We start from the raw sequence: 22720 nt of genomic DNA, 5'->3' as shown, positions 1-22720 counted from the left end.
GTATCACAAACTTAGGTCATTCACTAAAATTTACTGGGAGCTTCACTTATCAGTTTATAAAGATCATTTGAAACCTGATGGATATCAATCTCTTTGTCACGGACATTCAGGAGGATAGCCATCGCTGTTTTATTTTTAAAATAAACATGCAGCGATTCCCAGCCGCCAACGACACCGCGGCTAAACACTTTGTCAGTTGTAACATAGAGCCCTAAACCATACTTTGATTTTGCACTTGGAGTCAGCATTTTTTTCAAACTGCGTTTGGAAACAAGATTTCCATTCATTAACGCCTTATCGAAAAGGCATAAATCAACAACAGTGGAATAAATATCACCACAGCCAAACAGGACATCGGTCTTCAAGGGCTTAGCGGCAACTAATTTATTTCCAAGCTTTAGATAGCCTGTTGAATAATGGGCAGCCGCTTGCTCTTCGGTAATAAAACCCGAATGGCGCATCGAAGCCTTGGTAAAGATATTCTTTCGGATATATTCATGGAGCGGCAGCCCCGATACTTTTTCGACAATAAGCCCGAGGATCAAATAATTGATATCATTATAATCCCACTCGGCCCCTGCTGGAAATCGAATCGGTTTTGAAGCTATTTTCTTCACTATTTCTGCCGGCTTCGGATTACCGGGCTGCCAGCGGGGAGTATCGATTCCAGAAGTGTGGTTTAATAAATGAATGATTTTTATCTTCTTCTCATTTGGAAAGTCAGGAATATAAGCTGCCACTTCATCTTGAATCGATAATTTCTGTTTATCCTCGAGCCGCATAATACTGGCCGCGACGATTAACTTCGTAATCGATGCAATCGGATGGGCCGTCGCTGGCTTGTTTGCGATTCGCTGCTGAAAATCTGTAAACCCCACCCCCTCATGGAAAATGATTTGATTCTCCTTTACAATAGCGACACTGCCATTTAAGTGGTTTGCTCTTAGATAGCTTCTTAGCTTTCGCTGCAAGTTGGTTTCATTCTGTTTCGTTTCGAAATGAGCGGAAACATGATGATTCTGAGGTAGTAAAACTGGATTATTTCGGCATCCTGCTGTACTAATAATAAGAGAAGTAAACCATACGATCATTTTCCATTTCACGTCTAATCACATCTTCCTCTATTCCATTTCTTCATCCATGGGTTTATTATGGATGAAGAAACAGTGGGCTACTCCATTTTAATCGCAATATGGAAAATTTTTCGATTACAAAAGCTCTTTCTGGTAAAAATAGGCTTGTTGTTAGATACAATGGAGATTATGCACTGTGACTGTGTAGTATTTTTAAAAGAGAATCCGGAGGGACATAGATGGAAGCTAAAACATGTAATGAATCAAGAGTCGTGAGAACTAGCAGGATTTTTCCTAATGATGTCAATAACCATAATACGCTGTTTGGCGGGAAGCTGATGAGTGATGTTGACATGCTTGCCTCGATTTCAGCAACAAGGCATTCACGAAAGGAGTGTGTTACCGCCTCAACTGATTCGGTAGACTTTCTCAGCCCAATTACACCAATGGACTCCGTTTGTTTCGAATCTTTCGTTACCTGGACAGGCACGTCCTCGATTGAGGTCTTTGTCAAAATTATTGCCGAAAACCTGAAAACGGGTGATCGAAAAATTGCCGCCACCGCCTTTTTGACCTTTGTTGCCCTTGATGATCACGGGAAACCGACTGCGGTCCCGAAGATTATTCCTGAAACAGAGGAAGAAAAAAAGCTTTACGAAACTGGACACGAACGTGCCGAAAAGCGGAAACTCCACAGGAAAAGCAGCAGAGAGCTAGCGAGTTATTTCACAACCGTTAAGCCTTGGGAATAAGATAACGGTCACGTAAAATTCTACGTGACCGTTATCGTTGGAAAAGGTTTGCGAATTATCGCCAACCTAAATTTTTTGCAGTTTTTTTCGATCCGGGGCATGGGGCGGTTTTTGCATCCAGCCACGGTCAACCATAATCTTAAAACCCTTCGCGGAATAAAGTAATATTTCTAAAATGTACTTTTCATAATAAACCGCTAAATCCGTTCGCATTGAGAGTGACAAGGCATGTCCAATCAACGTAACATCAATCGTATTCAAAGAGTTGAAAAGCGTAACAACAAGTCGGTCTGAAAATGGTGAAACGGTTGAATCAGTTACTTCCATCCTTACACTGACATTTCCTAATAATTCCTCCCTCATTAGGATGTCATTAAAGGTTTTAATTTGCTTTTCCGAAATTTCCTTACCTTCCTGAATATAATCATGAATTTCTTTATCTTTGACTACTTGCAGCAATCCCATACAAAGTAAAATAGAAAAATAATTCCGCTCGGTATTAAAAAAGATTTCGGTAATTTCTGCCGTATTTACCGGTCTTTTTTTTCCAAATCCGCTTACATAGGATTTCTTTTCAACATACTCCACTTGTTCTGGATAAGGAATCATTGGCGGGCGATCATAGATACCCTTTTCAAGCATTAATGTTGTAGCTTGCTGATATAATATCGACGTTTGCTGGACCATTAATACAAAAAATTCCATTACATCTTTGCGAGCCATTGTCACAGTAATAAAGCTCGTGCTAATCATGCTCATCCGGCTCATAGAATAAACAAAACTCAATCCATACATATCATAAAATAATCGCGGAGCTGACAAATCAAGGTCCTTTTCAGAAAATCCATCAGGGATTGGGATCCCCTCATCGGTAAAAATGCGTGTAATCTGCTGAACATGACCCTCAGATATCTCATAGGCTCGCTGTAAAATTTTCTTGATTTGTTCATCTTGATTGTGATGAAGAAAATAGGTTAATAAACAAACAGCCATATTCTCCTGAAGAAAGACAGTCCACAATCCGCCAATTTCTGAACTAGATAATCTTATTTTGTGTTCAGCCACTTTGGAGCCTCCTAAACAAGTGCTTTACGAATAGATTCCCAAGCGGCAAGATGGATTATTCACAAAACCGGGATATAGTTAGTTCGCATCTGGTTCATTGCGATTCTGCCAGGTCATCACTCCATCCTCTTCATCAAACTCAATCGTTACATCAACAACGCCTTTTTCGGCCATGATTTTTTCTTCTAATCGATCCTTAATATCGTCCGCTTCCGCCACCGTTAATTTCGGATCGACCTCAATTTCCAATTCAACGTGAAGGTCCTCGCCCTCTTTAATCACGGTAATCCCTTGGATATCCAAAACATCAGGATCCGTCATGACTAGTGCTCCGATTTTGTCTTCCATTTCTTCATCAGCCTGGCCAATAACCCCGGCAGCATTATCTAAGAAAACTTTGCCAACGACGAAAAACATCATTGCCCCTATCAGCATCGAGGCGATTCCTTCCAGCTGATGGAATTTCGTGAAATGTGATAGGACCACTGCAATAATTGCCAGCAGACCACCCAATGTCGCAACAAGGTCTTCCATAAACACAAGCTTCGTTGCTGGTTTTGCTCTTCCTAAATTGGCAAATGTTTTTACAAACACATTCGTGCCACTTGCTTCTATGTCAAGATCATGCAGGATTTCCCTCATCGCTTTAAAAAGGACAAAGGTCTCAAGGAGGGTGGAAACCCCTAAAACAATGATATTGATGATAAAACCGTCTGACTTCGTAGGATGAATAACGTGATGCCAGCCTTCTCGAATTGTTTCAAACGCCATAATACCGACAATTAACACAGCCCCTAAAAGGACAAGGTTTACTAAGCGTCCAAACCCATTGGGGAATTTTTCCGTCGGGGCCTTTTTACTTAAGGCTGAACCAACAAACACAAAGAACTGGTTGGCAGCATCACCAAGGCTGTGCATCGTTTCCGCAAACATCGCGACATTGCCGGTAAACATATAGGCTGTACCTTTAATAATCGAAATGACCGTATTAATAATCGCTGCCAGCATCGCTGATTTATTGCCTCGTTTTAAAAGCTGAAATATTTCTCGCATCGAATCCTCTTTTCTGTTCCAAAAATGTCCTACACTTACTATTTTCTAAAAAACGACTTTTAATGAATGTGGATGACAAATATTGTTAAAATATAGAAAACCCCCAGCACCGTGGGGGTCAGTTTTGTTTAGAGGTTTTCCAGCACCATATTTAAACGGTTTGTTCGTTCACTTTTTTCATCCTCGGTGGCCAAATCATATTTCTTCAACAAATGGAACACTTCATTCAGGATTTCCTGTGTATGTTCTTTTGCAAAAAACTGTGCAAATAATGGCTTCATTTCTTCTGGTAAAAAGGCCGCCTGTGATTCGTATTTACTTATTACATCTTCAAGTGAATGATTCAGCTTGCATTCGCTCATGCTTATCCCTCCTGGCTAGGTAATAGCTTTAGCATAACAGAAATGAGCAAAAAGAAAAAAGCCCAAGAATAATCGAGGACCTTTTCGTTAGAGTTTTTTGGTTTCTGTTACTTCTAGGACATCCAACAGAAAGACAAATACTGGTATCCCGACAATCAGTCCCCAGACACCAAAGAAATGCTCAGAGAAAATTAACACAATGAACGTATAGAAGACAGGCAGATTTGTCTTGGAACTCATTAGGTTTGGGTTTAAGATATAGGCCTCGATTCCATGGATAATCGCAATCGCAATACCTACATATAGAACCTTAATCAAACCGCCGATACTATAAGCAATTATAACGAGAGGAATTAACGATATAATCACGCCGGCAACAGGGATAAGACCCAACAGGAAAACCATAATCGATAAGCCGCCCAGCTGCGGGAAATGGAGCAGCCATAAGGAAATGGTTGTTAGAATACAGTTCACAACAGCAATGATTAATTGCGCTTCAATTACTTTTCCAAACGTTCTTACGAATTTGCTGGCAAAAAACTCAACTTCAACGTAAATCGAGGCAATTTTGCTCGTTCTAAATTTCTTTGTAAATTCAATTAATCGCGGCTTTTCCAGTAAGAAGAATAAACTTAACATAAGCGCTAAGAGAACTTGTAAGGTAATTTTACTAATATCAGTAAAATACTTTAATAAGAACGTAACACCCTGTTCTAAATAGCTGGAAATTTTGATTTCTTCAATTCGTGTCACGATATAATTTAGAACAAAGTTATCATGCTTCGATGTGTAAAAGGCTGTTAGCTGCTTGATTAATGCAGTAATCTCACCGGCAATCATTGGCAAATACATGATCAAGCCATAGGAAAGCAAGCCAACAATACAGGCATACGAAATGATAACAATCAACTTACGGTTAAGCGGAATTTTCCTTCCAATGAATTGGACGAGCCGATCCATTAAAAACGCAAAAATAAATGTTAGCAAAATCAAATTAATCATGCTTCTCATCGCATATATAACGACTGCAATGACAACAAAAATTGAAATTCTTTTGAAACCGCTGCTCTGCAAAATTTTATTTATCATAGGCAATTATCGAACCCCATTTATTTTACTATGAACCAAGTGTTACCTATTTTTATTATAGCAAATCAGTCGTTATTTTGTCCTTTTAAAAGGTTATCTCACCTTAAATTGGTAAGGGGTCATCGAGCTGTCTATTGCTTTACCTTCATATCCATTTTTACTTAAATAGTCGAGAAGTGCTGGCAAGTGAGCAAGTGTTTCCTTTCTTTCGTGTAAAAGAATCACGATTGGTTCATTGTGATTGGTCATTTTCGTTAATTGGTTAATTACACTGCTGACATACCGTGCATCCTTATAATCCCAATCCATGCTGTCAATATTCCAATCCCACATGATATATCCTTTATCATTAACCGCATTTCGATATTCAGCCGTCATTTTCGGAACGCTGCCATACGGCGTTCTCATGATATACGAATCGATACCGGATATTTCTTTCAATGTGTTACGGTTCTGGGTTAATTCAGCGATAACTGAATCGGCAGATGCATAGAACTTTCTCACATCATGTGTAACGCTGTGAAGACCGACTGTCTCTCCACTTGAAACCATCAATTTTACCGCATCTGGATAACTGCGAATGTTTCCATCAAGCATAAAGAAGGTTGCTTTAAAATGATATTTTTCTAGAAGCGCGATAATATCACCGGAAAATGGCGCCGGGCCATCATCAAATGTTAAATAAACCGTCTTATTGTTCCCTTGCTGCTCCGTTCTATTCTGCCCTTGATCGGCTGCATCGGATTCCTTTGATGGTGGAGTTTCTTTTTCGTTATTGGAAGGCTGTGCCGCGGTATTATCGTTAGTAGTAGTTTCTGGCACATGATCTTGCTTGTTTCTCCATATTTTCGCTTGCTCTTGCAGTGTTTGAATCCGTTCTTTTTCAAGTATTGCATCCGTTGTATCCCTGATGATTGTTTCTGGTGATGGACCCTTTGCTATTGCCCGATTAATAGAGTTATCTTTTTGGTGATTACTAGGTCCGCTTGCAGCTTTTGCCTGAAAATAATTGCTCACAAATATCCCTGCAAACAAGAACCCAATCGCAACAATGACAATGACTGTCCCTCTTGTCCAACCGCTCTTTAGTTTCCCCATGGTTCTATCCCTCTTTGATGGTTTTATTTTCTTACTTCATTATAGACGAAAGTCCGCCCAAAATGTTACTAATCTATTAAAAATATTACAATAATATTAAAAAAGTAGTGAGAATAGTAGAAATATAGCTGATACTGTTTTGTTTTCCCTAAACAGCACATTTTATTCGGACTTTTTTTAAAAATATCTCTTATAACCATAATAACCGAAATTTGGGAATAATGGGTAGAATTTAATTAGAAATTTCTAAAAATTAAGAAGCAAGTTTACTTCAACATCAACATAGATATCATTGAACAATATTTATTTGGCAAGATTGGATTTGTCTTACTTTTATGATGGAGGTGGTTTCATGTCTGGTGGGCTAAAAGCACTACTTTACATTTTATCATTTTTCGTTCCTGTTGTCGGCATTATTTTAGGGATTATTTGGATGAATGATCAGGATCTCGAGAAGAAGGCAATTGGCAAAACCTGTTTAATTGTTGGAATTGTCTCCATTGTTCTAAGCTGTATCTGTTGGTTCGCCGCTTCCACATTGTCACTCATGCCGGCGTTTATGAGTGGATATTAAATGTTAAATGAAAATAAAGAAAACTCGCCGATTGGCGAGCCGTTAGGCGGTTCATGAGGCGTAGTTGCACTTATGCCTGATTGGAAAGTTATACTTTCCTATCGGCCAAAGAAGAACCCAATTCGTTGGGTTCTTTCTAATAGGAGTGATTCAGTTGTTACACGATATTTTGCATTTCTTCGGAAGAGCGATCTGCCATCAAATTGAGGACCGGTCACTTCAAGCATCAGGGGAAACTCTTTCTATTTGTGCACGGGACACAGGTATCTATATAGGCATATTTTCCACGCTCGCTTATTTACATCTGTTCAAACGAAAGGCGAAAATCACGATTCCATCGATAAAAATAAGCCTCTTTCTTCTATTATTAGTGGTGCCGATGATAATCGACGGTCTCGGCTCCTATATACACCTTTTTGAAAGTAACAATGCGAGGAGATTGGTGTCAGGCACCAGCTTCGGCTTTGGGCTCCCTTATTTTCTTTATCCGCTGCTTTCGGCAAATTCGCTCGAAGCTTCAAGTGAGCCTGTGATCAAGCATGGCAGGGATTTGTTTGCTCCATTATTTCTAAGCTGTGGACTGGGAGGACTCGTTTTTTGGGAATGGCTTCCTTATTATCTTTTAGATGGTTTTATCATTTTGACGGTGATAGTTTGGTTTAGCTTGTGTGCTTCATTTCTGTTTTCTTGGGTAGACAGAACGTGGTTACGGTCTGCCTTTTCCATTTTTTGCGGGTTAATCTTTCTTACTATGCTTTCCTTATTACATGGCTTGGTCAGTCCTTAACTACATTTCATTCTGGAGAAGAACGATAAAACCTCTTTGAATCTAGATTCAAAGAGGTTTTTTCTTTTTAAAAATTTTTATATTTGTCATCAGCCTTAGCTTTTACCGGCAATAACGATTGCTCCACTTTTTCATATTTCGCAAGGATTACTTTCACAAAGCCAAGCTTTGGAACTAGCCAGTAGGCAACTAGTGCGGCCACGATTCCGAATAGCGCACCGGTTAGGACATCTCCAGGGTAGTGGACGCCCACCCAAATCCGGGAGACCCCTACGAAGCAAGCGAAAACAAGCCATAGCCACCCTTCTTTTTTCCGAACCAGCCAAAACGAAAAACAGACAGAGAAAAACAAGATCGAGTGGTCACTCGGAAAGGCATTGTCGACCGCATGGGAAATAAGCTGGTTTACATTTGGCAGCTCAGCAAATGGCTGGTTATGGTAATACATGGTTCCGGCAATTTTCCCCAGGACTTCGGCGAGCACAAAAGCAACTCCACCTTGGATTACCATCATTCTATTTTTATTGGTTTGTGTAAACCAATAAACTAGCATACCTAATGCTAAAACAAAGATCATATAATCGGCCATGAAAATGGCGATTGGATTTAGGGAGGCATGTTCTTTCCCTATATCATTAATTGCTCGAAAGACATCAATATTTAATTGCGAAATAGACATATTTTATGTTTCACTCCTAATTCATTACTTTTTTCTAGGTGCCCTGTACTATTATCGTTTATTTAGCTTTAAATAGTCCTTAACCATTTCTTAATTTTTTCTTAAAATAATACTATACTCGATTAGAGCTCAATAAAAAATGGACTAGATGACTAATTTTTAAACTAAGCCCTTAGTTGTATTTCCAAAAGAAAAATGGCGGATGAGGAGAAGGTGCAAGTTGCCCTCCAATAAAGGAAAAAGCAGAGAGTAGGATTCTCTGCTTTTTTATTTAGAACCGAGGATTTCCGGTTTAGCTTGCTGTTTCTGATTATAAATGGGCAAAATGAAAAGCAAACCGATGAGAAATAAGACGGCAGACGTTTCAAACGTGGCTACTAATGAAAATTGCTCCTTTAGAATTCCAGCGACACTCATTGTTATCACCATTGACCCGGCGAAAAGCGGGCTTAAGATACCGTTGACGCGGCCGATAAAGGCCTCTTCTGTCTTTTGCAAAATCAGAGTGTTGATTCCGATTTGAATACATGGCATCATCAGACCGTTACAAAACTCGGCAATCAATGTAATCCAGAGGTTTGTCGACCAGCCCATAACAGCGATGCCGATGCCATTAACGAGCATTCCAAAAACAAGCAGTCGCTGCGGCGGCACATTTTTCGCAAAAATCATCGCTGCGGCTCCGCCAATAATCATCCCGACACCATTAACCATAAACAGCCATTGAAGGTTTTCCTTTGGAAGGTTTAACTGTTCAGTGACAAGGAAAATCGATAACGGATTAATGAAGCCAATTCCAAGCCCTGCAGCCATAAAGCATAGTCCTAAAAGACTTAATTCTTTTTTCCCTAAAACATATTTAACTCCACTTTTCATTTCCTGCAGTAATGTGGATTCACCCACTTCTTCTAATGGACGATCCTTCGGCAGGAAGGCAAGTGCGGCGGCTGAAAGCAAGAAAGCCGTGCCGGTAACAGCAATTGAGATATCAATGCCAAACGATTGAAAAATGAATGTTCCAATAATCGGGCCAAGTACCATAAATAAAGCAAAGACAGTTTGATAGACAGACATCGCCTGTTGCACTTGGTCTGCCGACAAATGCATTTTAAACAATTTCATCCCTGATGGCTGCGAGAATTGTGAGAGAATCGCTGAGATTAACGTCGCAAAAAACACGATTTTCCAGGTTCCGAAAACAAGTGTGATGAGCACGACAAAAATGGATACTGCACTCAAAATATCACACCAGACCATCGTTTTTTTCGGCGCCCAGCGGTCGGCAAAGGTCCCGCCGATAAAGGAGAAAATAAAGATTGGGGCGAATTCAGCCACTGAGATCATCGAGACCGCGAAGGCATCACCGTTAGTCTGCTCCATGACAAACAGGAGAACGGCAAAGTTTCGGACCCAAATACCTATCTGTAAAAACAAGCCCGACATAATAATCGCAAGAAAGACTCTGTTGCGAAATAAACCACCCGATGGTGCGGGTTGGGTTATGTTGTTTTCCATATAAAAACCTCCTACGTAAATTTCTGGCAGGAGGCGGCACAATACAATTTCAAAGCGGCAAAATATCCCGGCGTGAGGGGACACTATGATCTTATCGACTTGTATAAAAGTACAGACTAATCCTATCCAGAAAAAAGATTATATTTTTTTCATGAGAAATAGGATTATAAGATCATCGTTCCAAGGTCACCCTTCCGTTTTTTGTAAGGTTTATTTTAAATGATTCCGAGCATTAAATCAAGTTTTAATCCTTTTTTATGCCGAGGCCTCCAATTTAGTCATTATTGACATGGAATTACTTTTTAAAACAAACCATTCATTAGGCAAGTCGTTGAATAACTCCCGTTTTCTGAAACATAATAACTATGGTTGTTCAATTCCGTTAGGAGGTTATGTAGCGATGCAAAATCAACAGGGGCAAACCCACCAAAATATGCATACAGGGACTGTGCCGCCGCAAATGAACCATGGCGGTCATGAAGTATTTGATGTTCATGAAGTTCTTTCAGGAGCCATAGGCACGATGGATTCGTACATGCTGCTGCGACAGCACGTAAAAGACCCAGAATTGCTGGATATTCTGGATCGCCAATATCAATTTATGCAAGAGGAATACAACATCACAGTGGAATGTTTCAAGTCGGGCCAGAACCCTTCAAAACCGACACAAAGCTATAAAATGAACCAGGGGAACGACTTTATCTATGGGTTAACACCATCCCAACCGAAAAAACCGGTGCAATCTCCAGCAGAACTCACCGATGCTTGCGTTTCCGGCATGATGCTTGGCTCAGTCAAATCAGGTGCATCCATGAAAACAATGGCAGCATGTGAGGTCACCAACCCGGTAGTTCGACGCGTGCTTGCCGATTCGGTGCCAAATTGCATTGAGATGGCTTACGAGCTCTCGATTTATCAAAATAAACACCATTACTATCAGGTGCCGCAGCTTGCCCAGCAGGATATGCAGCAGCTTCTTAATGCTTATGCACCGGCACAGGGGATGCCGCAAATGCCGAATAACAATATGAATATGAATATGAATACGACACATTAATTTGCAATTCTTTTTTAAAGGAAAAGCTACCCTGTTTTTGATGAAAGGGTAGCTTTTTTTTGGGGTTATTGATTGAAAAAGACGATTTGAAAAAGTAAAATAAATATGAAACGAATGTTCGATTCCAAAATAAAGGGAGGGATTTTTATTAGAATGTTGGGAAGCTGCTTATGTCGCAGGAATTATTGATGGAGAAGGTTCGATAACATTAACAAGAATGCATGAAAAGGAACATCGTCGCCCATGTATTACGATCGCGTCAACCGATAAAGAACTTTTAATATATCTTCAGACATTAACCGAGGGAACCATCAATAATAAAAAGAACTATAATCCCGAACGACATAAAGATTCCTATACCCTAAATATAAAGAATAAAGAAACTGTTTTGTACATATTAAAGTATGTTGCTCCTTATCTAAGAGTAGATAAAAAAAGAAATCGCGCCCTATGGATACTTGAAAATTATGAAAAGGTTACACCAAGGAATGGAAAATATAACTCAATATTACTAGAAAGGAAAATTGCATTCGAAGATTCTTTTTTCAGAATCTAAAAAAGACCAGCATCTCTGCTGGTCTTTTTTATCCACTATGTAGTGGAGACGGTGGGACGTGCTCTTCCATGCTTTCGTCATGGCACTGACTATATCTTGAACCTGCCTCTGACAGGTCCCCCGGCGTCTTATGCGAAACATATATTTACCTCTTCAAGGTATGGATTTCGCATCCTAGTACTACCATTTAAAGATGGCAGCCTATAAGTCGATACACGGCTGTTAGATTGCTCCACATACCGCTCGGCATTGCCTTATCACATTGAAGTGACTTAGGTTTCACCGATAAAGCCGGATTTTCACTTGTGTGTTACCACACAAGGCGACTAATTACTAATCGAACCCACGTCCAAAGATATCGCCACTTAAGCATCTACGAGTGTAGTCGATATATTGGTGTTTCGCTGTGCCTTCTGCCTATCGACCGGCGTCCGGTCAGCTAGCCTGGTTGTTCTCTTCCTTCATCCTCAGGCGGTGGAATCCGGCGTAGCCCACTTAGAGTGAGTCCCTTACCCTACCACATGGGCAATGGAGGGAGGAACCGCTATGCAGTATTAAGCTGCGAAAGCGAGGTTGTTGTTAGTTTTGCCAGTTATGGCTTTGACGTTTTAACGAGGCCGATCCCCTCGACTCGCAACCTAAGCTCAAACTACCCCTGTCGAATCCGTAGCGTCCCCATTATAAAATGAGCTGAAATCTAGTGAAAGATTCTAGCAACAGACGTTAGGATGCTCAACAATTGTGTGAGCAAAAGTTATCATCGCAACTTGGCGACAAACTTATTATAACACACTGTCAGGAAATATCAATTGTAAGTATTTGTAAACTATCTTTTTTCTGGTACCTTACATTTTCTGACGGTCGCGGAAGGCGCGTTCGATTTCACGCTTCGCTTCTTTTTGCTTTAAGGATTCACGCTTATCATAATTTTTCTTACCCTTTGCCAGTCCAATTAAAACCTTACAGAAACCATTTTTTAAATAAAGTTTTAATGGCACAAGAGCATAACCCGCTTCCTTTGTTTCGCCTATCAACTTGCTGATTTCACGTTTATGAAGCAGGAGCGTACGCGTCCTTAATGGATCGTGGTTGTAGCGGTTTCCTTGCTCATACGGGCTGACATGCATCCCGAAAAGAATCGCTTCGCCATTTTGAATCCTTGCATAGGAATCCTTTAGATTCACTTTTCCGGCGCGAATGGACTTGATTTCTGTCCCCTGAAGAACGATACCTGCTTCGTACGTTTCTTCGATAAAATAGTCATGGTAGGCTTTTTTGTTTTGCGCGACTACTTTCCCTTCACCTTTTGGCATTTTTTTCACCTCATCTATGGATTTATTTTAGCAAAAAAAATGAGCTACTACAATTGAAAGAGAGCCTCTTATTAAAGGCTCTCTCTAAATAATTATTTATTCTTTCGCTTCAAACTTTTTGATTTAGGTACATTTTCGTAAAATTTTCTCTTTCTTTTCGCTTTCTTCCCTTGACCGCCGCTAGATTCAGACTGTTGCTTTCCATCCGTCGTACGATCTTGTTTACCGTTTTTATTACGATCTCCCTGCTGTTTGTTCCGGCGCGGTTTGTGTGTATCACTACCCGTTTTGAAGACCTTCGGCGTCGCGGAACGTTCTCTGCGAGGGGTTCCCTTCATACCGACAATTTCAAAATCAATCGCACGCTCTTCTTTATTGACTTTAACGACCCGAATCGTAATTTCATCGCCAATTCGGAATACATTGCCAGTCCGCTCGCCAATCATGGCGAGATGGCGCTCATCATAGCGATAGTAATCATCGGTCATATAACTGACATGAACAAGGCCTTCAATTGTATTTGGCAGCTCGACAAACATGCCAAAATTGGTTACTGAGCTGATAATCCCATCATACTCCTCACCAACCTTGTCTTCCATGTACTCCGCTTTCTTCAAATCATCTGTTTCCCGTTCCGCATCAACGGACCGACGCTCCATTTTGGAAGAATGGTCTGCAATTTCGGGCAGGCGGGCATTCCATTTTTCCCTTGTCGTTTCATCGAGCTTTCCTTCCACTAAGTACGTCCGAATTAAACGGTGAACGATGGTGTCCGGATAACGGCGAATTGGAGAAGTGAAATGGGTATAGAACTCCGTCGATAATCCGAAATGGCCAAGGCTTTCCGGATCATATTTTGCCTGCTGCATCGAACGCAACATCACCTTCGAAACCACCATTTCCTCTGGCTTTCCTTGCACCTCTTCAATGATCTCCTGAAGAGCCCGAGGATGCACTTCATTGGCTGTACCTTTGACAATGTAGCCAAAGTTGGTAATAAATTCGAAAAAGCGGCGGAGCTTATCTTCTTTTGGATCCTCATGAATCCGGTAAATAAACGGAACATCCATCCAGTGGAAATGCTCAGCGACTGTCTCGTTGGCTGCAAGCATAAATTCTTCGATTAGCTTCTCCGCCACCGAACGCTCACGCAGGATAACATCGGTCGGTTTTCCATCCTCATCGACAAGGATTTTTGATTCCTTGAAATCAAAATCAATCGCTCCACGCTTCATCCGTTTATGGCGGAGAATGGCGGCAAGCTCTTCCATCAATTCAAACATTGGTACAAGCGGTTCGTATCGTGTGCGTGTTTCCTCATCATGATCGACAAGAATTTTATTTACATCACTATAGGTCATTCGTTCTGTTGTTTTAATCACACTTTGAAAAATTTCATGCGAGACGACGGTGCCATCTGAATTGATTTCCATATTACATGAGAGTGTTAACCGGTCTACCTTCGGGTTTAAGGAACAGATTCCGTTCGACAGCCGGTGTGGAATCATCGGAATCACTCGGTCGACTAAATACACACTCGTAGCCCGTTCCTCTGCCTCGAGGTCGATTGGTGTACCCTCTTTTACATAATAACTGACATCCGCAATATGGACGCCCAGCTTGAAGTTGCCGTTCTCAAGTTTAGTAACAGTTACTGCGTCATCAAGGTCTTTCGCGTCTGCCCCGTCAATCGTAACTATCGTTTCGCCGCGGAGGTCGCGGCGGTTCGCCAATTCACTTTCATCAATGGTTTCCGGTGTGTCGTTAGCCTGCTTGAGGACTTCATCCGGAAAAGCCATTGGTAAGCCGTGCTTATGTATGACTGACAGGATATCCACGCCCGGGTCGTTTTTGTGGCCAAGAACGGTGATCACTTCACCTTCCGCACTTTTACGCCCTTCTGGATAGGTGATGAGCTTAACGACCACTTTATGACCTTCGACAGCCCCTTTAGAAGCAGCTTTTGGAATAAAAATATCATTGGCGAATTTTTTATCATCGGGAATCACAAAGCCAAAGCTTTTGCTTTCCACATAGGTTCCAACAATCTGCTGAACCCCTCGTTCAATAATGCGGATAATGCTTCCTTCCCGACGCTGCCCAGAGGTTTCTGATGAAACGCGGGCTAACACGATATCACCATGCATCGCCGTGTTCGTTTCGTTTGGCGGTATAAAAATATCATCCATTCCTGGTTCATCCGGTGCGACAAACGCGAAACCTTTTGCATGACCGATTAGCTTTCCTCTGATTAAATTCATTTTTTGCGGCAGGCCATAACGGTTACTGCGAGTTCTTACGACCAATCCCTTTTCTTCCATTTGGACAAGCGCTTTAACAAACTCCTTAAAATCACTAGAATCCTGAATGCCAAATGCCTCTTCCAGCTCTTGGACGGTTAATGGCTTATAGGCCTCGTCCCTCATATATTGCAAAAGCTTGTCAATATGCTGTTGTATGTTATCTTCCAAGCGAATCCCTCCTTTGGGTGCTTTATTATTCGTGCCAGTCTAATTTTTCTAAAAAGGTATAAACATCCTCGTGGAGCTGGTTCCGTTCCTTATCGAGTGTGATGACGTGGCCGGATTCTTCATACCATTTGATTTCCTTTGTGACTGACTCAATTTCATTGTAAATAATGTTGGCACTTTCGGTATTAATCATCTTGTCGTGGCGTGCCTGAACCACGAAGGTTGGCGCATAGATCATCTCGACATTTTCACGAACATCGGCGATTAATTGCTGCAGTGCTTTCAATGTATTCATTGGTGTCTGTTTAAACTCATTCATTTCCAATTCGATTTGCTCGTCTGATTTTCCTTCTCGCTTTTTAAATTCACGTGCATATTCGAGAATTCCTTCATACATCACTTCTTCACTTTTTATATGCATCGGCGCACACATTGGTACAATCGCTTTTATAGGTACAGTGTATCCCAATTTCAAGGAAAATACGCCGCCAAGAGACAGCCCGGCAACAGCAATTTCTTCATGGCCGTTATTTTTTAAAAATTCATAGCCATTTATGACATCCTGCCACCAGTCTTCAGGTCCAGTATGGACAAGTTCTTCAGGTGGTACACCATGTCCCTTGTAGTGTGGTGCATGGCAGGTGTAGCCTTTTTTTTCAAGGAAGCGGCCGAGCATCCGGACATCAGCAGAATTGCCGGTGAAGCCATGGAGGAGCAGAATGGCTCTCTTTCCGCCTTTAAAGGTAAATGGCTTAGGTATGGTGACTTTCATTAAAAAAACTCCTTTTATAGTTGCTTATTTTAGTTTAAGCAATGTAGCGATCAACATGCTAGGAAAAAGGCTTGCTGGCTGGCCAGTTAGCGTCAATTTGAATTGGGATTCCGGCTAATTTGTTTAATCCCGCCATTTTTAGCTGAGATCCGCCAAACTTGGCCAGAATCTCGCCAACCAATCTCAGTATTCAGCCAATAAGTATTATTCCCGTTTGAGACAACTAAAAAACCCGGCGCTTTGGCCGGGTTTTAACTGTTTATTATTAGATTTTGAAGTAAGTAACGGCAAGGGCAAGAAGGAAGAACAATACTGATAACACAATCGTAATACGATGCAGGATCAAGTCAATTCCTCGTGCTTTTTGCTTACCGAATAGGGATTCAGCACCACCAGAAATGGCACCGGATAATCCAGCGCTTTTACCTGATTGAAGTAAGACAACCCCAATAAGTCCAATACTTACGATTACTAATAAGATAACAACAAATGTATGCATGAAGGCCACCTCCTGTAGACGTACATTTCACAGTAAATTAAATTTACCATATTATTTGACTTTTAACAATAGCGATATTTGAGATTGGTGGTGGCGGCCTTTATCTTTTATCTCAAAATCGACGATGCCATTCTCACATATGTATGTCGTTTACCTCTTACGACAATGGAATAAGCGGTAATGTTCTCTGGAATCGCCATTCCGGCCGCTCCGGCATCGCCAATATGGAATAAATCGGCTCCTGCCATCTTACTATTCAAAGCAATTTGTTTAATCGTTGCTTCATCAGCGCCTTCCTGACTCGTTCCTGTTGTCAGAATGGCTAGAGCACCCTTTTCATGAACAGCATCTACTAATTTTGCTGTTTTTTCAACCGTAAAGCCTGGCACAGTTCCCGGTGATGGGATAAGGATAATATCGGCTCCTGCTTCGATAAATGAATGCAGCGTTTCCGTTGACATAAGGCTACCGCCTGCCTCGCCAGCAACACCGGCACTGTGCATTTTTCCGGCGATAATAAGGCCCTCTGGACCGAAAATCTTACGGGTTCTTCCAATCGCCTTTGTTATTTCCGCATTGGAAACACCCGTTTTGGGATTTCCCGTTAAGCAGACAAAATCAAAGCCTAATTCCTTCGCTTTTTGCAGCGATTTTTCCGTTGCCAGACGGCCTTCTGGCAGCTCAATTAATGACTCAACTTGCTCAGCATCAAAATCGACGGGCTCTAAATTAAGACCAATAGGACGGCCAACCAGCTTTTTCAAGGTTCGAACAAGGGTGTCAGGCACCTCGACTTCCAAACCTTCCATGCTCGGATTAAAGACATCGAAGAAATTTACTAGAATAAGATCGGCACCAAATGCGGCAGCCATTTCAGCATTGGTAACTGCTGGATAATAAGGTGTTACTGCGCCAATGACCTCGGCGACCATCGTCCTTCCTTCTGACGCAAGGATTGATTGCCGCAAATCCCTGCCATTCATTTTTTCAAAATCAGCTCCCGTACAATCTAATAACCTTTTCATACTTTCTGCCTCCTCTTTATATACAAAAAGTACCACAAATTTGAAAAAAAGGCACTCAATATGCGAGTGCCTTTTCGGAAAAATATTATTTATTCAAGTTATAAAAAGATTTAAGACCGTTATATTGTGATGTTTCGCCTAGATTGTCTTCGATACGAAGCAATTGGTTGTATTTCGCGACACGGTCGGTACGGGATGGCGCACCTGTTTTGATTTGACCAGCGTTGGTTGCAACGGCAATATCAGCAATTGTGTTATCTTCTGTTTCACCAGAGCGGTGGGAGATAACAGCTGTGTAGCCAGCACGTTTTGCCATTTCAATTGCATCGAACGTTTCAGTCAAAGTACCGATTTGGTTCACTTTAATAAGGATGGAGTTACCAATTCCTTTTTCGATACCTTCAGCTAGTTTCTTCGTGTTTGTAACAAATAAATCGTCACCCACTAATTGAACTTTTTTGCCAAGGCGTTCAGTTAATAGTTTGTGGCCTTCCCAGTCGTTTTCATCTAAGCCGTCTTCGATAGAGATGATTGGGTATTTGTTAGCTAATTCTTCGTACCAATCAACCATTTCTGCAGAAGTTTTTACGACACCTTCGCCAGCAAGATGGTATTTACCGTCTTCTTTGTTGTAGAACTCAGAAGATGCAGCGTCCATCGCAAGCATAACTTCTTCACCAGGTTTGTAGCCAGCTTTTTCGATCGCTTCGACAATTGTTTGCAGTGCTTCTTCGTTTGAGCCTAAGTTTGGCGCAAAGCCGCCTTCGTCACCAACAGCAGTATTAAGGCCTTTGCCTTTAAGAACTGTTTTTAATGTGTGGAAAATTTCTGCACCCATGCGAAGCGCTTCTTTAAAGCTTGGCGCACCGACAGGCATGATCATGAATTCTTGAATGTCGACGTTGTTATCAGCATGCTCTCCGCCGTTAACAATGTTCATCATTGGCACTGGAAGCTGCTTCGAATTGAAGCCGCCAAGGTATTGGTATAACGGAATATCTAAATAGTTTGCTGCTGCGTGAGCAACGGCCATTGAGACACCAAGAATGGCATTGGCACCTAATTTGCCTTTGTTGTCTGTGCCATCAAGCTCGATTAACGCATGATCAATAGCCACTTGATCTAAGACACTGAATTCTTCGCCAACAAGATGTGGCGCGATAATTTCGTTTACGTTGTCAACTGCTTTAAGCACACCTTTGCCTAGGTAACGAGATTTGTCACCGTCGCGAAGTTCGACTGCTTCATACTCACCAGTTGAGGCACCGCTTGGAACTAATGCGCGGCCGAAAGCGCCTGATTCTGTAAAAACTTCAACTTCAACGGTAGGGTTACCGCGGGAATCTAATACTTCACGTGCATATACATCTGCAATAAATGGCATGTAAATCTCTCCTTAGAATTAAGTTTTTCAATCAGTTTTAAAGCTTTTATTTTATCAATGATTTTCCCGTCATTTCAGCCGGCTGATCCAGCTTTAATAAGTCTAACATTGTTGGCGCTAAATCACCAAGGATACCGCCGTCACGCAGTTCAATCCCTTGCTTTGTAACTATCACCGGTACAGGGTTGGTCGTGTGTGCGGTCATTGGCTCGCCTTCTAATGTTATCACTTCGTCGGCGTTTCCATGATCGGCTGTGATAATCGCTGAGCCGCCTTTTTCAAGGATTAAATTAATAATCTTTCCTAGGCATTCGTCGACTGTTTCGATGGCCTTAATCGTTGGCTCGAGCATCCCTGAATGACCAACCATATCCGGATTGGCAAAATTTAAAATGATAGCATCGACTTTATCATCTTGGATTTCCTTCAACAAGGCATCGGTTACTTCATATGCGCTCATTTCAGGCTGAAGGTCGTAGGTCGCCACCTTTGGCGAGTTGATTAAAATCCGCTCTTCTCCAGGGAATTTTTCCTCACGACCGCCGCTCATAAAGAAGGTGACATGCGGATATTTCTCTGTTTCGGCGATTCTTAATTGCTTCAGTCCATTTTGCGACAGAACTTCACCTAAGGTGTTATCCAAATTCGACGGTTTAAAGGCAACATACCCGTTAACCGATTCACTGAAGTGTGTTAAGCATACGAAAAATAAATCCTTTGGATGCTTTGGACCGCGGTCAAAAGAGCGAAAGTCTTCGTTTGTGAACGTATTGGAAATCTGGATTGCCCGGTCCGGACGGAAGTTATAAAAAATAACAGCATCGTTATCTTGGATCGTTGCGACCGGCTGGCCATCTTCTTTCGTAATCACAGATGGGATGACGAATTCGTCAAAGATTCCATGTGAATAAGAGTCCTCGACAACCTCTAACGGATTGCTGTAGGCTGGACCTTCGCCGTAAACCATTGAACGGTATGATTTCTCGACACGTTCCCAGCGCTTGTCGCGGTCCATCGAGTAATAGCGGCCAGAGATGGTGGCGAATTCGCCGATACCGTACTCGTTCATTTTATCCAGTGTTTGCTGAATATATTTGGCTGCTGTTTTCGGACCGACATCACGTCCATCAAGGAATGCGTGAATGTATACCTTTTCCACGCCTTCTTCTTTAGCAAGCTTCAACAATGCAAACATATGTTGAATATGACTATGAACGCCGCCGTCTGACAACAGTCCGAATAAATGAAGGGCAGTGCCATTTTTCTTTACATGTTCCATCGCCCCGGTGAAGGTTTCATTTTTTTCAAATTCACCTTCACGAATGGCAATATTCACGCGCGTTAAGCTTTGGTAGACAATGCGGCCGGCCCCGATATTCAAGTGCCCAACCTCCGAGTTACCCATTTGACCTACCGGCAGGCCGACTGCCTCTCCTGATGCGGTTAAATGGGAATGTGGGTATGTGTTCCAAAGACGGTCAAAGTTTGGTTTCTTCGACTGCGCTACCGCGTTTCCTTTTGTCTCGCCCCTGCAGCCGAAGCCATCAAGAATGATGAGCGCAACTGGAGATTTACTCATAGCTGCCTGCCTCCAGTAGTTGTAAAAATGATTGCGGCTCAAGGCTGGCTCCGCCCACTAAAGCGCCATCAATATCGGATTCAGCCATATATTCTTTAATATTTTCCGGTTTCACACTGCCGCCGTATTGAATTCTGACTGCATCAGCAACCTCTTGAGAGAATTGCTGGGCAACTACCTGGCGGATGTGGGCACAAACATCATTTGCATCTTTAGAAGTCGATGATTTCCCCGTGCCAATCGCCCAGATTGGTTCATAGGCAATCACCGTTTGTTTAACTTGCTCATCGGTTAATCCCGCTAACGCCTTTTCAACTTGACCGCCAACGAATTGATTGGTTTCGCCATTTTCACGCTGCTCCAGTGTTTCACCGCAGCAAACGATAGGGCTTAAATTATATTTAAACGCGGCAAGCGTCTTTTTGTTGACGGATTCATCGGTTTCATTGAACATTTCGCGGCGTTCTGAGTGGCCGATGATGACATATTGTACACCGAGGTCAGCGAGTGCTTTCGGACTGATTTCACCTGTAAACGCTCCGTTTTCCTCAAAGTGCATAGTTTGCGCACCAATTTTCACATTAGTCCCTTGCGTTGCTTCAACAAGGCTTTGTAAAAATAAGGCTGGTGCACAAATGACAGATTCAATTTTATCTTGAGCAGGGGCAAGTCCTTTGACTTCCTCAGCAAAGCTTTTTGCTTCTGCGAGTGTTTTGTTCATCTTCCAGTTCCCTGCAATAATAGGTTTACGCATGGTGGCACATCCTTTCTTTTCCTTATTTATCATTCAAAGCGACTACACCTGGCAATGCTTTGCCTTCCATAAACTCTAGAGAGGCGCCGCCGCCTGTGGAAATGTGACTCATTTTTTCAGCTAAGCCAAATTTTTCAACTGACGCTGCTGAGTCACCGCCGCCAATAACTGAATATGTACCTTCTGCTTCAGCAAGCGCTTCGGCAACCGCTTTTGTACCGCCGGCAAATTTGTCGATTTCAAATACGCCCATTGGTCCATTCCAGATAACCAATTTTGATTTTTGAATGACCTCACGATAAATTTCGGCTGTTTTTGGTCCGATATCGAGTGCTTCCCAATCAGCTGGAATCTCTTCAATTCGAACCACTTTAGTATTAGCATCTGCTGAGAAATCATCGGCAACAATTGCATCAACCGGCATATAAAAATTAACGCCTTTCTCCTTTGCTTTTTCCATGAAGGATTTCGCAAGATCAACCTTGTCGGCTTCAAGCAGGGACTTACCGATTTCATGTCCTTGTGCTTTCACAAATGTATAAGCTAATCCGCCGCCAATAATTAAATTGTCCACTAGTTCTAAAAGATTTTCGATAACACCGATTTTGTCCTTTACCTTGGCACCGCCGATAATCGCTGTAAACGGACGTTCCGGATTGGAAAGAGCTTTACCAAGGACATCCAGTTCTTTTTCCATTAAGAAACCGGAAACTGCTGGCAGGTTATGAGCAATTCCTTCTGTTGAAGCATGGGCGCGGTGGGCAGCGCCAAATGCGTCGTTCACATATACTTCAGCAAGTTCAGCAAAAGCCTTTGCTAACTCAGGATCATTCTTTTCCTCACCAGGATAGAAGCGGACGTTTTCTAATAGAAGCACTTCGCCTTCTTGCATCGTCTCAATCAACGCTTTCACAGAATCACCGTATGCTTCATCAGCTTTTTTCACATCTTTACCGAGAAGTTCAGCTAGTCTTACACCAACCGGTGTTAAGCGCATTTCTTCGACCACTTTTCCCTTTGGACGGCCAAAATGACTTGCTAGAATTACCTTTGCACCTTGTTCCATTAAGTACTGAATCGTTGGCAGTGCTGCACGGATCCGCGTTTCGTCGGCTATTTTTCCATCCTGCATTGGGACGTTGAAATCTACTCGGCAAAATACGCGTTTACCTTTCACATCGACATCTTTAAGTGTTTTCTTATTCATGTAAAAGACCTCCTTAAAGTAGTGGCATTTATTTACGTAAAAAAGGGAAGGGGGCA

The 22720-nt window shown here is 42.0% G+C and carries 22 protein-coding genes, 1 other RNA gene and 1 pseudogene; 5 read left to right on the top strand and 19 right to left on the bottom strand.

Annotated features, from left to right (window positions below; genetic code table 11):
* Window positions 1-23: 23 nt before the first annotated feature.
* Window positions 24-1103, bottom strand: a complete 1080-nt coding sequence (locus BANVL01_RS12490) for a serine hydrolase domain-containing protein (protein ID WP_066091548.1) — start codon at window positions 1101-1103, stop codon at window positions 24-26.
* Between the two features lie 209 nt (window positions 1104-1312).
* Between BANVL01_RS12490 and BANVL01_RS12485 the strand changes: the two genes are divergently transcribed.
* Window positions 1313-1825 (top strand): acyl-CoA thioesterase, encoded by a 513-nt coding sequence (locus tag BANVL01_RS12485; protein WP_066091551.1) that lies wholly within the window; start codon window positions 1313-1315, stop codon window positions 1823-1825.
* 66 nt (window positions 1826-1891) lie between these two features.
* Here the strand turns inward: BANVL01_RS12485 and BANVL01_RS12480 are convergent, their stop codons facing one another.
* From BANVL01_RS12480 to BANVL01_RS12460, 5 genes are all read right to left on the bottom strand, one after another.
* Window positions 1892-2890 carry a DUF3231 family protein gene (locus BANVL01_RS12480; protein WP_066091554.1) on the bottom strand — a complete coding sequence of 333 codons (999 nt, stop codon included), beginning with the start codon at window positions 2888-2890 and terminating at the stop codon, window positions 1892-1894.
* Between the two features lie 78 nt (window positions 2891-2968).
* Entirely contained in the window at window positions 2969-3943 is a 975-nt protein-coding gene (locus BANVL01_RS12475; RefSeq protein ID WP_066091557.1) for a cation diffusion facilitator family transporter, read from the bottom strand.
* Between the two features lie 128 nt (window positions 3944-4071).
* Window positions 4072-4305 (bottom strand): group-specific protein, encoded by a 234-nt coding sequence (locus BANVL01_RS12470; RefSeq protein ID WP_066091558.1) that lies wholly within the window; start codon window positions 4303-4305, stop codon window positions 4072-4074.
* An 87-nt stretch (window positions 4306-4392) separates the two neighbouring features.
* Window positions 4393-5394 carry an AI-2E family transporter gene (locus BANVL01_RS12465; RefSeq protein WP_066096906.1) on the bottom strand — a complete coding sequence of 334 codons (1002 nt, stop codon included), beginning with the start codon at window positions 5392-5394 and terminating at the stop codon, window positions 4393-4395.
* Window positions 5395-5487: 93 nt separating this feature from the next.
* Window positions 5488-6492: a polysaccharide deacetylase family protein gene (locus BANVL01_RS12460; protein ID WP_066091561.1), complete on the bottom strand. Its 1005-nt coding sequence runs from the start codon at window positions 6490-6492 to the stop codon at window positions 5488-5490.
* A 352-nt stretch (window positions 6493-6844) separates the two neighbouring features.
* On the opposite strand from BANVL01_RS12460, the gene BANVL01_RS12455 reads away from it, so the two are divergent.
* Window positions 6845-7066, top strand: coding sequence for a hypothetical protein (locus BANVL01_RS12455; RefSeq protein WP_066091564.1), 222 nt, complete (start codon window positions 6845-6847; stop codon window positions 7064-7066).
* Window positions 7067-7220: 154 nt separating this feature from the next.
* Window positions 7221-7853, top strand: coding sequence for a DUF2085 domain-containing protein (locus BANVL01_RS12450; protein ID WP_066091566.1), 633 nt, complete (start codon window positions 7221-7223; stop codon window positions 7851-7853).
* A gap of 67 nt (window positions 7854-7920) precedes the next feature.
* Here the strand turns inward: BANVL01_RS12450 and BANVL01_RS12445 are convergent, their stop codons facing one another.
* Both BANVL01_RS12445 and BANVL01_RS12440 read right to left on the bottom strand, forming a co-directional pair.
* Window positions 7921-8532: an undecaprenyl-diphosphatase gene (locus tag BANVL01_RS12445; RefSeq protein WP_066091569.1), complete on the bottom strand. Its 612-nt coding sequence runs from the start codon at window positions 8530-8532 to the stop codon at window positions 7921-7923.
* Window positions 8533-8799: 267 nt separating this feature from the next.
* A complete protein-coding gene (locus tag BANVL01_RS12440; RefSeq protein ID WP_066091572.1) occupies window positions 8800-10047 on the bottom strand; it encodes an MFS transporter in 1248 nt (415 codons plus the stop codon).
* Between the two features lie 400 nt (window positions 10048-10447).
* Here BANVL01_RS12440 and BANVL01_RS12435 point away from each other — a divergent pair, with 400 nt between their 5' ends.
* Both BANVL01_RS12435 and BANVL01_RS12430 read left to right on the top strand, forming a co-directional pair.
* Complete coding sequence (locus tag BANVL01_RS12435; protein ID WP_066091575.1) at window positions 10448-11104, top strand: spore coat protein; 657 nt, start codon at window positions 10448-10450, stop codon at window positions 11102-11104.
* 172 nt (window positions 11105-11276) lie between these two features.
* Window positions 11277-11660 (top strand): annotated as a pseudogene (locus BANVL01_RS12430) (LAGLIDADG family homing endonuclease); the annotation flags it as partial.
* Between the two features lie 334 nt (window positions 11661-11994).
* On the opposite strand, the gene ssrA reads toward BANVL01_RS12430, so the two are convergent.
* The 11 genes from ssrA to BANVL01_RS12380 all read right to left on the bottom strand — a co-directional run bounded on the left by ssrA (window position 11995) and on the right by BANVL01_RS12380 (window position 22664).
* Window positions 11995-12329: a transfer-messenger RNA gene (gene ssrA, locus BANVL01_RS12425) on the bottom strand.
* Between the two features lie 176 nt (window positions 12330-12505).
* Window positions 12506-12973 carry an SsrA-binding protein SmpB gene (smpB, locus tag BANVL01_RS12420; RefSeq protein ID WP_066091581.1) on the bottom strand — a complete coding sequence of 156 codons (468 nt, stop codon included), beginning with the start codon at window positions 12971-12973 and terminating at the stop codon, window positions 12506-12508.
* A gap of 92 nt (window positions 12974-13065) precedes the next feature.
* Window positions 13066-15444, bottom strand: coding sequence for a ribonuclease R (rnr, locus tag BANVL01_RS12415; protein ID WP_066091583.1), 2379 nt, complete (start codon window positions 15442-15444; stop codon window positions 13066-13068).
* A 25-nt stretch (window positions 15445-15469) separates the two neighbouring features.
* Window positions 15470-16216 (bottom strand): alpha/beta hydrolase, encoded by a 747-nt coding sequence (locus BANVL01_RS12410; RefSeq protein ID WP_066091586.1) that lies wholly within the window; start codon window positions 16214-16216, stop codon window positions 15470-15472.
* A gap of 58 nt (window positions 16217-16274) precedes the next feature.
* Window positions 16275-16397 carry a hypothetical protein gene (locus BANVL01_RS28590; RefSeq protein WP_268874936.1) on the bottom strand — a complete coding sequence of 41 codons (123 nt, stop codon included), beginning with the start codon at window positions 16395-16397 and terminating at the stop codon, window positions 16275-16277.
* An 84-nt stretch (window positions 16398-16481) separates the two neighbouring features.
* Window positions 16482-16715: a preprotein translocase subunit SecG gene (gene secG, locus BANVL01_RS12405; protein WP_066091589.1), complete on the bottom strand. Its 234-nt coding sequence runs from the start codon at window positions 16713-16715 to the stop codon at window positions 16482-16484.
* A 107-nt stretch (window positions 16716-16822) separates the two neighbouring features.
* Window positions 16823-17740, bottom strand: a complete 918-nt coding sequence (locus BANVL01_RS12400; protein WP_066091593.1) for a DUF7916 family protein — start codon at window positions 17738-17740, stop codon at window positions 16823-16825.
* An 85-nt stretch (window positions 17741-17825) separates the two neighbouring features.
* Window positions 17826-19124, bottom strand: a complete 1299-nt coding sequence (eno, locus tag BANVL01_RS12395) for a phosphopyruvate hydratase (RefSeq protein ID WP_066091596.1) — start codon at window positions 19122-19124, stop codon at window positions 17826-17828.
* Window positions 19125-19170: 46 nt separating this feature from the next.
* The gene (gene gpmI / locus BANVL01_RS12390) at window positions 19171-20703 is read right to left on the bottom strand and encodes a 2,3-bisphosphoglycerate-independent phosphoglycerate mutase (RefSeq protein WP_066091599.1); all 1533 of its coding nucleotides are present in this window, start codon (window positions 20701-20703) and stop codon (window positions 19171-19173) included.
* Entirely contained in the window at window positions 20696-21457 is a 762-nt protein-coding gene (gene tpiA, locus BANVL01_RS12385) for a triose-phosphate isomerase (protein ID WP_066096909.1), read from the bottom strand. Before tpiA ends, gpmI begins: the two co-directional genes overlap by 8 nt.
* Window positions 21458-21479: 22 nt before the next feature.
* Window positions 21480-22664: a phosphoglycerate kinase gene (locus BANVL01_RS12380; RefSeq protein WP_066091602.1), complete on the bottom strand. Its 1185-nt coding sequence runs from the start codon at window positions 22662-22664 to the stop codon at window positions 21480-21482.
* Window positions 22665-22720: the final 56 nt, after the last annotated feature.

Origin of the sequence: Neobacillus novalis NBRC 102450 (assembly GCF_001591805.1) — a bacterium.
In the GTDB taxonomy this organism is placed as follows: Bacteria; Bacillota; Bacilli; order Bacillales; family Cytobacillaceae; genus Neobacillus; species Neobacillus novalis.
Note: the sequence above shows the minus strand (reverse complement) of the source record. Positions and strands in the feature narration are given on the sequence as shown.